Here is a 12,646-nt window from a genome sequence, read left to right as displayed (position 1 = left end):
ACTTTTTTTAATCCAATATTGCAACATTGGGGTTTATTCAGACTTTCGGCACCAGCGCGGCCATGCGCATCACCAGATCGGGCGACATTCCGCTGTGCAAACCGCCGGAAGTTCCCAGAATCAACCCTCCGCTGCGTCCGAAGGCAGCGGTCAGGTCGTTGACGGCCCGGTCCAGCCCAAGGATCCCCCCGTTTGGAACAGCGGGTTCGACGGCGGGGCAAAGCAGCACCGAATCGATGTTTCCCATCAGGCATAACCGGTCGCCGTAAGTTTGACCGATCTTGAAGATGTCCATGCCGGCGGAGGACTCGATACACTGCAGGCCATCGAATCCCGCAGCCACAATGAACGGCAGGAAATGGTTGAGGTTGCCGTCGGAATGGAAAAAAACCGGCAGCCCGACCGCCTTGGCCGCAGCCACCTGCTGTTTCCAGAGCGGCAGGAGGTAACGCTTGCCAAAGGCCGGTGACATGTAGGTACTTTTTTGGTAGGCAATATCGTCGGCAAGGATAATCCCATGGGCCCCATGCCGGGCACCCAGTTCAATGGTCGCGATCACCTGTTTGGAAACGGCGGCCATCTCCCCGGCAATGGCATCGGGCGAAACGGCAATGGCCGTCATGAAGGTGACAAAATCGCTACTGTACATAACCTGTTGGAAGGCGCCGTTGACAATCCAGAAGACAAAGAAATTCTCATCGGCGACCCGGGCGATTTCACCGGCCCGCGCCGCCGGGTCACCATCACCACCGCCGGGCGGCTGCGACTGGAGACAGATCACATCGTGGGACAACAGGCGGGCGCATTCGATAATCAGCCGGGTTTCGGACAATGTCGCCGGCGCCGGAAAATCTCCATTCCAGGCCAGCAGCGACTCCATGAAGGCGCGCTCCATGGTCAGTTCTCCCGTGGGAATCCTGGCTCCGGGCCGGCGCCGGATCACCTGCATGACACGCTGGGCAGCGTCCATCAAATCACCTGTCGACTTTCAGGAAAAGACCTCACCGCTGACCTTCCGGGTCTCAATAGGGCTATGGCGGAGCACTCGGTCGCGATAGGTGTCTGCGCTGGCCGGCGCCAGCCCGCAACCGCGCAAGGTACAGGCAATTCCCTCCATAGTCCGTTGCTCGCTCCGGACCATTGGCAGTTCGCCGGCATCACTGCCGGGCGTAACCAGGCCGGCCACCACGTTGGCACCGGCATTCAGGTGATCGCGCAGATCGGCCATGCCCCCCCAATCCAGTGGTGCCGCGATGAGTAGATCAGGATAAGTAATTCTCAGGAGCGCGATGGCGATGGACGTTCTCAGTGATGATGATGGCGCCTCGTCATGCATGGGCGTTCCAACCAGAGGCACGAAAGTGGTTGCACGGACCTGGCTGGCGCCCAACCGGGCCATGGCCGTAAAAGCGTCCAGCAGATCCCGGGACGTTTCTCCTGCTCCGCAAAGCACACCATCTTCCACAAGCAACCCGTTTTGCCTGGCGGTCATCTTGCTCTGGTAGCGCTGATCGAAATCCTGTCCGACCCGCAGCTGCCCGAAACGCTGCCGGTTGTATGTTTCCTGGTAGCACGCGTACCATACGGCTCCCGCCGCGTGCAGACGTGGCATGACCGCGCCCGGCAGCACGCCCATGGAAATCATCACCGGCAGGCCGGTGTCAGTGGATACCGCTCGCACCATCTCGACCAGCGGGTCGAAACCATGCAGACCGTCATCGAAAAAAAACGGATCTTCACCGCCGGTCAGATTAATCAGGTGTACGCCGGAGGCGGCCAGACACCGTGCCTGATCGACAACCTGAGGCAGAGGTTGACGATAGCGTCTGGCCAGACGATTGGTTTTGCGGAAATAACAGAAACTGCAACGCTGGCGGCAATGGGTGCTGATGTTCAACGTACCGTATAGATAGACACGCGTGCCGAAATGCCGCTCACGCTGACTTCGCGCGGCGGTGAACAGCCGGTTGAGCAATTCCGGTGTCGGGGAGTCCAACAGGCGGATCATGGCGGATGGGGGGATCCCGGCCGTCACGGCTGCCTGGTCAAGCATGGCGTACAGAGCTTCGCGTCCCTGCCTCAATCCCGATCCCGATTGGACACCAGCCCACAGGTCTCTTTTCACAACGTTCTCTACCCGATTACATCATTCGTCTGTTTATAGATCAAAATCCAAATAAGCTCGCACATATTATCGTTCATTTCAAGCGATAACTTAAAATAAATCATCCCGCTAATTGGCTTGACACGCTCCCCCCGGGCTGGTAGACGTCGCCCTGAACAGGGAACCATCATCCAAACAATCCGGTAAGATGATAAATGAAAACACTGCTCATACGCGCCGAGGACAAAAACCGATGGGAACGCCGTGCGCCGCTGGTTCCGGATGATCTGGCCAAAATCGTGACCGCTACCGGTGTCAAGGCGCTGGTGGAACAATCGGAAAAACGCTTTTTCAGCAGAGAGCAGTATACTGCCGCCGGGGCCGAGTCCTGCCAGGGCATGGGAAAAGGCGAAGTGGTTCTGGGGGTCAAGGAGATCCCCATTGAAAAGATCCTTGACCGCAAGACCTATGTGTTCTTCTCTCACACCATCAAGGGGCAGAAAGCCAACATGCCGCTGCTTCGGCGCATCATCGACGGCAGCTGCACCCTGATCGATTATGAGAAGATTACCGACGCGGGTGACCGCCGCCTGATCTATTTCGGACCCTACGCCGGCGATGCCGGTGCGATCGACATCCTGTCGCTCATGGGCGAGCACTGGGCTGCCAAGGGGATCGACACCCCCTTTGCCGCCTTCCGGCGGGCGCACCAGTACGATTCAGTGGCCGATGCCCGGGCGCATCTGACCGAAATCGGACGCCAGATCGGCAAAGATGGCCTTCCCGAGGCCATCTGCCCGTTCAGCGTGGGAATTCTGGGCTACGGCAACGTCTCCAAAGGTGCCCAGCAGATCTTCGACTGCCTGCCCACCGAACGCGTCGAACCGGATGCCGTCGGCGCGCAGCTGCGCCCTGACCGCGCCAACCGTCACACCGTCTACATAACAATCTTCAAGGAGTCCGACCTGGTGCAGCCCAAGGCGCACGGGGCCGGATTTGACCTGGCCGAGTACTACCACCATCCGGAACGCTACGAGAGCCGTTTCGAGCCGTATCTGCCCTTTTTCACCCTGCTGGTCAACGCCGTGTACTGGGAATCGCGCTATCCCCGGTTCGTCACCTGGGCCGGTCTGAAACGCCTGGCCGGGACCCGGACGCCGCCGAAACTGTGCGGCATTGCCGACATCACCTGCGACACCAACGGATCGATCGAGTGCAACGTCAAATCCACCGACAGCGACATGCCCGCCTATCTGGTCGACCCGCTCACCGGCACCACCCGCGACGGCCACCTGGGAGACGGGATCGTGCTCCTGGCCGTGGACAACCTGCCCTGTGAGTTGCCCAACGACTCCTCCACTTTTTTCAGCAACCAGCTCAGACCATTCATCCCCGGCCTGCTGGGCGCGGATTTCAGCAAACCGCTGGAGGAATCCGGGTTACCCGAAGCACTTCAAAAAGCGGTGATCGTCTACAACGGCCGACTGACCCCACGCTTTGCGTACCTTCAGGAACATTTATCGTCTTCTATAATATCTGACTGAGAAACAGCTTGGTCCGGTCATGGGTCGGGTTGGTGAAAAAATGTTCCGGTGTCCCCTCTTCCACGATCGCACCGGCATCCATGAAGATCACCCGGTCGGCCACTTCACGGGCAAACCCCATTTCGTGGGTGACGACCACCATGGTCATGCCCTCGCGGGCCAATGTTTTCATGACGTCCAGCACCTCGCCGATCATCTCCGGATCCAGGGCCGAGGTGGGCTCGTCAAAAAGCATCACCTTAGGTTCCATGGCCAGTGCCCGGGCGATGGCCACGCGCTGCTGCTGGCCGCCGGAAAGCTGGTCGGGAAAAACGTTGATCTTGTCGCTGATGCCCACTTTCTCAAGCAGGGTCATGGCCTTTTGCCTGGCCGCATTGCCCGAGCGTTTGCGCACCACCTTCTGGGCTAAGGTCACATTTTCCAGGACCGTCTTATGGGGAAAGAGGTTGAAGGACTGAAACACCATGCCCACCTCGGCACGCACCTTGTTGATATCGGTACGCCGGTCGAGGACGTCGAGCCCATCGATATAAATGTGGCCGCTGGTCGCATGTTCCAGGCGGTTGAGACAACGCAGGAAAGTACTCTTTCCGGATCCGGAGGGACCGATCACCACCACCACCTCGCCGGCCGCGATATTGGCCGACACATCCACCAGGGCGTTGATCGCATGGGGGGCATAAAAGGTTTTGAATACGTTTTTTGCCTGTATCACGACGTTGCCATCCTCCTCTCGAGATATTGCACGTACATGGAAAGACTGAAGGTCAGCACCAGGTAGAGCAGACCCAACAGGATGTAAACTTCAAACGGCTGCAGGGTGGCCGTGACCGCTTCCCGGGCCGCCTTGGTCAACTCGCGGATGGCGATAATGCCGAGCAGCGAAGAATCCTTGATCAGACTGATAAACTGCCCGGCCAGGGGAGGCAGAATCCGGCGCAGGGCCTGGGGGAGGATGATGTAGCGCATGGACTGGGCGTAATTCATGCCCAGGGAACGGGCGGCCTCGGTCTGTCCGCGGTGAATCGACTGGATGCCGCCCCGCACGATTTCGGAAACATAGGCCCCGGCAAAACAGGCCAGGGAGGCGACGCCGTACCAGAGTGCCGGGATCTGTCCCCAGCCATTGGCGGACAGAAGGTCATTGATCAGGGTTCCCAGAACAAAATACCAAACCAGAATCTGTACCATCAGCGGCGAGCCGCGGATCAGTTCCACATAAACGATGGAGGTCCATCGCAGGGCCGGGTTGTCGGAAATACGCATCAGGCCGCTGATGATACCGATGATCACCCCGACGATCGTGGCCAGGACGCTGATCTTAAGAGTGATCCACAATCCGACGACCAGAAGGCCCGGCTTCCATTTTTTATAACTGGCCAGGGTGTCCCCCGGCGAGATAAAATCCCCCTGGTCGACACGCAATCCCTTGGCCGGCACCTCGTACGTCTCCTCCTCGCCGATTCCCAATACGGTGATGCGGGCCTTACTGCCGTCGATGGCAATGGCAGAGACTTCACCGTCAATGGTCGATGTGATGTCGATGTCGTCCTGGTAGGCAAAGTAGATGGGGGTCCGGTTCCAGCGCCAGACATATTGAATTTTCTGGGTGGCGTAGTAAAAAAGTCCCAGAAAAACCAGCACACCAAGGCAGAAAATCACGACCCATCGGTTGTAGTTCGCCGGCTTTGCGGTGATCCGCTGTTGGGTTGTTTCATTCATGGTCAGGTCTTCTTCCTGCTGGGTGGTAAGGCACATGAAAAAAATAAATGGCTCCGCGTGCCCGATGAAAATCGCTGCGGCCGAAAGGTGTCGCTTCGATCGAACGCCACGGGCCGGTCGTTGATCACCGGCCGGCCCGTGGATGGTTCATGAACATCTGACAAACAGTGCTCGCCTGTCTATTGAAGTTCTTTTTTCCAGTCCGAACTCAAAATCCATTTGTTGTAAACTTTTTCGTAAAAACCGTCCCCCTTGCTCTGGCTGAGGAAATTGTTCAGGAAATTGAGAAAATCCGGGTCGCCCGGGTTGATGGCCCAGGCCAGCGGCTCGTAAGTGAAAGGCTTATCCAGAAACACGGTCCTGCCCTGGCCCTGGCTGGCGTAAAGGATGCCGATGAAGGGCAGGTCGTAGACCAGAGCGTCGGCCTTGCCGTTGATCACTTCCAGACCGGCCTCGGCTTCAGATTCGAACCCCTTGTAAGTGGCCTTGGGGATCATGCGCTTGATCGACTGCTCACCGGTGGTGCCCATACGGGAAGTCAGCGTGTATTTGGGGTCGTTGAGGTCCTTGTAGGATTTGACGGTGCCCGCATGCTTGTTGTTGAGCAGGATGGTCTGGCCGACAACAATGTAGGGATCGGCAAAGGTGACCTTCAGGTTTCTCTCCTGGGTAATGGTCATGCCGCTCATGATGATGTCGAACTTGTCGGTGACCAGGGCCGGGATGATGCCGTCATAGGACGTGTTGACCGGTACGAATTTGACCCCCATGGCCTTGGCCATGCGTTTGGCGAAATCGATGTCGAAACCGATGAAATCACCCTTTTTGTTGGTCATCTCAAAAGGCATGTAACCGGATTCAAAGCCGACCCGCAGCTCGCCGCGCGATAGGATTTTCTGGATATGGGACTTTTTGGCCAGTTCGATGTCTGCGCCGAATGCGGGCCCCAGGCAGAAGGCCAGTGCAGCAAGGATCGCCAACGGGGTAAACAAACCTCTTTTCATAGGTACTCCTCCTCATCTTGGTTAGGAATCAGGCCGCGCCCCTTACGACAGGATCCATTGCCAGTCCTTCAACGCAATGGCTTGCCTGCCTTCCGGAAGCGTGGCCGGCGGCTATGTAAATCCGGTTCATCAATAAGAACATGAAATACTTTTAGCTATTTCTATAATAAGATCCAAACAATGTAAAGCTCAGAATGGCGGGGGAAACCGGCCTATCCTGGCCGGCGGCAAAGCGGTTGAAAGCGATGCGGCACGGGTCACGGCCTTCTCCGATTGGCGTGCCGGCAAGGGCGCACTTCAGGTTGAGACACGTTTCAGCACCGGTTTCGGGGCTGGGACAGACCATGGGCGGTTGTAAGAGCGGGCCATGCCCGCGAAAAACAGGAAATCGATCCAAATGTGGTTACCCTGAGCCTTGACTTGACCGACTGCCGGGGGCTATTACAACAGGCAGACGCGCTATTTCTGAATGGGCACGAATTCGCCAACAATCGCAACCAACCTGACTGGAGGGCCTTGATGCCGGAAAATACCACCGTCCGTCTGGACAAGCTGTTTGACCACCCCGCCGTTATCGACGCCGTGGCGGATGAGAATCTCGAATTGAAAGAGAGAGTGGCTTACCGGCCACCGGTCTGTGAGGTATTCAATCGCACCTGCACAACCCTTCAAACCGAGCCCCAATACCAGTTCGAGATCGACAAGGAGGCGCGTCGGCAGCTCTCCCATATCATCGGCAATACCGTTCAGCGCGTGGCGGGCACCGACGATCCCGACGAGGCCGTCCGGGCCGGTTACACCAAGGCGCGCAATATCGGCATCGTTTTCTCAGGCGGTCCGGCACCCGGCGGCCACAACGTGATTGCCGGCCTTTTCGATGCCGCCAAAAAGGCCAATCCGGCGACCCGTGTTTTCGGTTTTCTCATGGGCCCCGACGGCATCATCGACGCCGATTACATGGAACTGACCGCACCGCTCGTGGACCGGTATCGCAATGTGGGCGGCTTTACCATGATCCGCACGGGCCGTACCAAGATCGACAACCAGAAGAAAATGTCGCTTTCCCGCGAGACCTGCAAACGGCTCGACCTCGATGCCCTGGTGGTGGTGGGCGGTGACGACTCCAACACCAACGCCGCGTTCCTCGCCCAGGAAATGTTTAATGACGATATCCAGGTAATCGGCGTACCCAAAACCATCGATGGCGACATTCAGGTGCGCGATGCCTGCGGTCAGGTGCTGTGCGCCATGTCCTTTGGCTTCCACACCGCCGCGCGGGCCTTCTCCCAGGCCATTGCCAACCTGTGCACCGATTCTTCCTCGGACGTCAAATACTGGCATGTGTGCAAAGTGATGGGCCGGGTGGCCAGTCACCTGGCCCTGGAAGTGGCCTTGCAGACCCACGCCAACATGACCCTCGTCGGTGAGGACCTGGCCGATTACGTGGATTACGACCGCCTGGAAAAAGCCGAGAAAGAGGGGCAGGTGGACTACACGGCCTACGGCATGACCTTGCGTCATCTCTCCCGGGTCATCTGTGACGCGATCATGGATCGTGCCGCGGTGGGGAAAAACTACGGGGTTCTGGTGGTTCCCGAGGGCGTTCTTGAGTTCATCAACGAAATCCAGGTATTCATCATCAAACTCAACACCATCATCGGCAATTACAACAAGGTGCACGACCGCGATTTTCACACCGCCTTTCCCGCCTTGGACGACAAGCTGGAATACCTGCGTCGCCTGGTGCGCGGCATCCGCAAGGACGTCTCCTACAACGTTTGGAATGCCCGCGATGATGAACTGTTCAACGACATCCCCGAGTTCTTCCAGGAAGGCCTGCTCACCGAGCGTGACAGCCACGGGAACTTCCAGTTCTCCCAGGTCGAAACTGAAAAAGTACTGCTCGATCTGGTCAAGGACTATCTGGGCATACTGAAAGAGAAAGGCCGCTACAAGATCGGCATCGAAGAAGGCCAGTATGCCAAGATCATGCAAACGGGCGGGCTTGATCCCGAAATGTACGGACCGATTCTGTTCGACAACTGGAAGCAGGCGCGCTATCTGATGATCAAGAAAATGATCATCTCCAAAAAGACGCTCAAGGCCGCGCTGGTCAAGGATGGTTTTTTAGGTGAGGAGGATGCCATTCCGGCACCCATTGAGAAGATCTATGAGCTGTCCGTGCCCAAGTTCAAAACCCAGACCCATTTTTACGGTTACGATGGCCGCGGCAGTGATCCCACCCGTTTCGACTGCATCTACACCTACAACCTGGGGCGCACCGTTTTCAGCCTGATCGCCAACGGAGCCACCGGACAGATGGCTGCCATCCTCAATCTGGAGCAGGATTTTCACAACTGGCGTCCCATCGGCATTCCCATCGCCCCGCTGATGCACCTGGAAGAGCGTAAGGGCAGACTCGAACTGGTTCTGGAGAAGAGTATTGTGGACGTCAACGCCCCGGCTTTCCGGGTGGTCAAGGCCTTTCGTGAGAAATGGCTGGCCGCCTCCCCTGACGGCGACCACTACCGCCATCCCGGTCCGATCCGTTTCACCGGCACCAGCGAGGAGGATCGCCCCATCACCCTGCTGCTCAACGCGTTGGGCGGGCATATGTGCGCGCCGGAGGAATCGGAATCGGCCTGACGCGTTGGGCTGTTACGACGAAAGGCAAGACACTGGCTGATCAATTTGCACAGCTTGTTGTTCCTCTCTGTGAGCTCTGCGGCTCTGCGAGAGATTGGTTTGTATCAAACGGCGGAGCGCAGCGATCTCATTATCCGCCTGCCCTAACAGCCTATAGCTTGAAACGCAGCGACAAGCAAATCCTTGGGATTATTGAGACGTCTATTTCTTCGCAAGTTTTTTTCTCTCGCCCGCTTCGCTCAAGACGCAAAGACGCAAAGGCAGTTGATTTCCGAATGGGGAATCAAATAACGAGGTCTGGATGAAACACAATTTTGAATTTTTAGTTTTGAATTTTGAATTAAAATCGGATTAGAAACCTTCATTCAAAATTTATAATTCATCATTAAAAATTGGTTTTGGGCGAAGCCCATACAATTTGTTGTTCCTCTCTGTGGACTCTGCGACTCTGCGAGAGATTGGTTTTCATCTGGTTCCCTCGCTCCGCGTGGGAACCCCGATTGACCAGGCACACAAAAATTGCGCTCCCACGCAGAGCATGGGAGCGAGGGGGAACTCACTGAAGCTTCATCGAAAACCGGACAGGATAGGGTCGCAGGCATGGCCAGCTCCTACGAACCAGCCGCTGATGACTGCCGTCCCTCACCCCCTGTCCTCGAACCGGGAATTCCGACTTTTTTTCTCTCGCCCGCTTCGCTCAAGACGCAGAGACGCAAAGGCGGTTGATTTCCGAATGGGGAATCAAATAACGAGGTCTGGATGAAACACAATTTTGAATTTTGAATTAAAATCGAATTAGAAACCTTCATTCAAAATTTATAATTCATCATTAAAAATTGGTTTTGGGCGAAGCCCATACAATTTGTTGTTCCTCTCTGTGGGCTCTGCGACTCTGCGAGAGATTGGTTTGTATCAAACGACGGAGCGCAGCGATCTCATCATCCGCCTGCCCTAACAGCCTATAGCCTGAAACGCAGCGACAAGCAAATCCTTGGGATTATTGAGACGCAATTTCGTCATTCCGGCGAATGCCGGAATCCAGAAGCCTTCCAGATGGAGGCAATTGAGCCAAATCCCAGAACTTGATTAATCCGCGTTACAATGCTACGGTTTAAGTCACATAATTTCTGACCGTTTCAATTGATCCAATAACGTCACCCCATATAAACCGACTATATCGGAATCGGGCCATGAGCACACTTGCATCTGGTCTATCGTTTTCGCTTGTTCATGAAACATTGCGGTTCCGGCTGCGCATGCGCACCCTGGCTGTATTGCCGCCGTACAAGGGTGCCCTGTTGCTCAACGCGTTGGGCGGGCATTTGTGCGCGCCGGGGGAAACGGGACCGGCCTGAGTCGATAATATACAGGGTGCTACAATTAATGAAACATCCGTGAGGTGCTATGCTCTATGGTCGATACGAATTTCGCTGTCGTTTCCAAAGTGATGCACGCCTGCCTCTCTACAAAGGTTCCACTATCCGGGGGGCTTTCGGCCACGCCTTTAAATCCGTGGTATGCATCCTGAAGCACCAAACTTGCGAAACCTGTCTGTTAAAAACCCAATGTATTTACACCAAGGTGTTTGAGACCCCTCTGGCAGATTCTCCACCCGCCGGCATGAGGATCGCAGACGTACCGCACCCCTTTGTGATCCGGCCACCACTTACCACCAGGATGGCTTTCAAGAAGGGAGACATTTTCGTTTTTTCTCTTTTGCTGTTTGGCGATGTGAACCATCAACTTCCCTACTTTTTTATTCGCATCCTTGAACGCATGGGGTATTCGGGTATCGGTAAAAAGATTAATGATCAAATGGGACGCTTTACAATGGAAACGGTGTCCCATAATGGCCGGATTGTCTATTCGCAAGAAGATCAAAAACTGCAGATGGATGAAGACCTGCCCCGACTCACCCTTTCTACCCCGCCGGAGAAAGCGGATTCGGGAAACCGGGTAATGATTCAGTTGAAAACACCGTTGCGACTGAAATTTCAAAACAGACATGCCACCAAGCTTCCTTTTCATATTCTCACAAGAGCTATGCTTCGCCGGGTCTCCACCATATTGAAATCATACAATGGTAGTGAGCCGCCGCTGGATTATCGAGGGCTGACGCAAAGAGCCGAGGTGGTCAGGACGGTTGACAGCACACTTCACTGGAATAATTTGAAGCGCTACTCCAACCGCCAAAAACAGAAAACGCCCCTTGACGGTATGATGGGAACGATCACCTACGAGGGGGCTTTAGGAGAATTTTGGCCGTTGATCGAATTTTGTGAAAAAACCAACGTTGGCGCGAAGACGGCCTTCGGGCTTGGGGAAATAACCGTGGTGAAATTGAATTGAGGTTGGGACCTACAATGTATGGACATGTGTCCTAGGGAGAAATTGAACCGAACTTTTCGGCAAGTTTGCCAGTTTCGCGCATAGCGAAACCGGTGCCTATTATGTATTCAAACACAAACCCTTTCGTCGTTTGGAGGCATAAATGAAAGAACCGCATCAATTCTCCCGCCGTATTCTGTTGGTGATTATCGGAAAAACCCCGCAGATTTTCACCGAGACCCTCTATAAACTCTCGGTGAAAAACACGCCACTGTTTATTCCTACGGAAACCCATATTATCACTACAAAAGAAGGTGCAAGGTCGGCCAACCTGGCTTTATTGGGTGTTGGAAAAAGACACGGAGAGTTTCATCGGTTTTGTGCCGATTTTGGTTTCACGGATATTCGATTTGATTCTGAACACATTCATATCATAGCCGATACCGAAGGTCAGTTTATCGATGACAACCAATCTACGGCCCATAACAAGGTTGCCTCGGATTTCATCACGGACAAAGTACGTGAATTCACTCTCGACGATAACAGCGCCCTGCATCTCTCACTGGCCGGAGGCCGCAAAACTATGTCTTTCTATGCTGGATACGCCCTCAGTCTCTACGGCAGGATGCAGGATCGCCTGTCCCATGTACTGGTCAACGAGCCATTTCAAAACAATCCCGATTTTTTCTATCCCCGACCGAAGCCCAAGCGCATAGAGATAGGCAACACCTATTATTCCACCGATGAAGCACAGATCATCCTGTCCGACATCCCCTATGTCCGCATGCGTTACCAGGTGCCCGAAGGCCTGTTGAATGGAAATGCCGGTTTTCAGGCGACGGTTGACATTATTCAGCGTTTTGCCCAGCCGGAAACCATCGAAATCGATATTGTCCAAAAGAGGCTGATGCTCAACGGTATGGAAGTCCCCATGCCCAATGCCGACCTGGCCTTTTACCTTTGGATGTGTGAACGCAAAAAATCAGGCGAGCCGCCCTTGATCCCCGATGAAGATGCGTTTGTACCTGATTACCTCAAGGTCTACGGTAAAATCGTTTCCGATTGGAGCGGAATGTATGAACGGGCCGAAGAAATTGCAAAGAATAGGGATGTTGACGAACAAAAAAATTGGTTCCAGCAACGAAAATCGAAGGTCAAAAAACGCATCGAGACCGTTTTGGGCGAAAGGGCTGCAAAGCCGTTTTTGATCCAGACAATCGAGCGGGATGGCGAGGCGGCATATGAGGTCGGAGTACCAGCACTGGCGATGAACATTCAAACCGATGAGTAACCCCTAT

At 55.1% G+C, this 12,646-nt stretch carries 10 protein-coding genes; 5 read left to right on the top strand and 5 right to left on the bottom strand.

Annotated elements, in window-relative coordinates; all coding sequences use genetic code 11:
- Positions 1-37: 37 nt before the first annotated feature.
- Positions 38-970 carry a uroporphyrinogen decarboxylase family protein gene (locus GN112_RS02190; protein WP_155308725.1) on the bottom strand — a complete coding sequence of 311 codons (933 nt, stop codon included), beginning with the start codon at positions 968-970 and terminating at the stop codon, positions 38-40.
- Between the two features lie 18 nt (positions 971-988).
- Positions 989-2,125 (bottom strand): radical SAM protein, encoded by a 1,137-nt coding sequence (locus GN112_RS02185; protein WP_155308724.1) that lies wholly within the window; start codon positions 2,123-2,125, stop codon positions 989-991.
- Between the two features lie 194 nt (positions 2,126-2,319).
- Here GN112_RS02185 and GN112_RS02180 point away from each other — a divergent pair, with 194 nt between their 5' ends.
- On the top strand, positions 2,320-3,648 hold the full coding sequence (locus tag GN112_RS02180; RefSeq protein ID WP_155308723.1) for a bifunctional lysine ketoglutarate reductase /saccharopine dehydrogenase family protein: 1,329 nt from the start codon (positions 2,320-2,322) through the stop codon (positions 3,646-3,648).
- On the opposite strand, the gene GN112_RS02175 is transcribed toward GN112_RS02180, so the two are convergent.
- The 3 genes from GN112_RS02175 to GN112_RS02165 form a co-directional block, all read right to left on the bottom strand.
- Positions 3,632-4,363, bottom strand: coding sequence for an amino acid ABC transporter ATP-binding protein (locus GN112_RS02175; RefSeq protein ID WP_155308722.1), 732 nt, complete (start codon positions 4,361-4,363; stop codon positions 3,632-3,634). The genes GN112_RS02180 and GN112_RS02175 overlap by 17 nt on opposite strands.
- Complete coding sequence (locus GN112_RS02170) at positions 4,360-5,370, bottom strand: amino acid ABC transporter permease (RefSeq protein ID WP_155308721.1); 1,011 nt, start codon at positions 5,368-5,370, stop codon at positions 4,360-4,362. The genes GN112_RS02175 and GN112_RS02170 overlap by 4 nt, the downstream gene beginning before the upstream one ends.
- Before the next feature lie 179 nt (positions 5,371-5,549).
- Positions 5,550-6,374 (bottom strand): transporter substrate-binding domain-containing protein, encoded by an 825-nt coding sequence (locus tag GN112_RS02165; RefSeq protein WP_155308720.1) that lies wholly within the window; start codon positions 6,372-6,374, stop codon positions 5,550-5,552.
- Positions 6,375-6,893: 519 nt separating this feature from the next.
- On the opposite strand from GN112_RS02165, the gene GN112_RS02160 reads away from it, so the two are divergent.
- The 4 genes from GN112_RS02160 (at position 6,894) to csm6 (ending at position 12,639) form a co-directional block, all read left to right on the top strand.
- On the top strand, positions 6,894-9,020 hold the full coding sequence (locus GN112_RS02160; protein ID WP_155308719.1) for a 6-phosphofructokinase: 2,127 nt from the start codon (positions 6,894-6,896) through the stop codon (positions 9,018-9,020).
- Between the two features lie 1,190 nt (positions 9,021-10,210).
- Positions 10,211-10,375 carry a hypothetical protein gene (locus GN112_RS02155; RefSeq protein ID WP_155308718.1) on the top strand — a complete coding sequence of 55 codons (165 nt, stop codon included), beginning with the start codon at positions 10,211-10,213 and terminating at the stop codon, positions 10,373-10,375.
- 475 nt (positions 10,376-10,850) lie between these two features.
- Complete coding sequence (gene cas6, locus GN112_RS02150; protein WP_231716911.1) at positions 10,851-11,369, top strand: CRISPR system precrRNA processing endoribonuclease RAMP protein Cas6; 519 nt, start codon at positions 10,851-10,853, stop codon at positions 11,367-11,369.
- A gap of 142 nt (positions 11,370-11,511) precedes the next feature.
- Entirely contained in the window at positions 11,512-12,639 is a 1,128-nt protein-coding gene (csm6, locus tag GN112_RS02145; RefSeq protein WP_155308716.1) for a CRISPR-associated ring nuclease Csm6, read from the top strand.
- Positions 12,640-12,646: the final 7 nt, after the last annotated feature.

Origin of the sequence: Desulfosarcina ovata subsp. ovata (genome assembly GCF_009689005.1) — a bacterium.
Classification (GTDB): Bacteria; Desulfobacterota; Desulfobacteria; order Desulfobacterales; family Desulfosarcinaceae; genus Desulfosarcina; species Desulfosarcina ovata.
Note: the sequence above shows the minus strand (reverse complement) of the source record. Positions and strands in the feature narration are given on the sequence as shown.

Coding starts and splice junctions, on each gene's coding strand:
- GN112_RS02190 (WP_155308725.1), bottom strand. CDS start 970: ATGGACGCTGCCCAGCGTGTCATGCAGGTGATCCGGCGCCGGCCCGGA.
- GN112_RS02180 (WP_155308723.1), top strand. CDS start 2,320: ATGAAAACACTGCTCATACGCGCCGAGGACAAAAACCGATGGGAACGC.
- GN112_RS02170 (WP_155308721.1), bottom strand. CDS start 5,370: ATGAATGAAACAACCCAACAGCGGATCACCGCAAAGCCGGCGAACTAC.
- GN112_RS02165 (WP_155308720.1), bottom strand. CDS start 6,374: ATGAAAAGAGGTTTGTTTACCCCGTTGGCGATCCTTGCTGCACTGGCC.
- GN112_RS02160 (WP_155308719.1), top strand. CDS start 6,894: ATGCCGGAAAATACCACCGTCCGTCTGGACAAGCTGTTTGACCACCCC.
- GN112_RS02155 (WP_155308718.1), top strand. CDS start 10,211: ATGAGCACACTTGCATCTGGTCTATCGTTTTCGCTTGTTCATGAAACA.
- cas6 (WP_231716911.1), top strand. CDS start 10,851: ATGGAAACGGTGTCCCATAATGGCCGGATTGTCTATTCGCAAGAAGAT.
- csm6 (WP_155308716.1), top strand. CDS start 11,512: ATGAAAGAACCGCATCAATTCTCCCGCCGTATTCTGTTGGTGATTATC.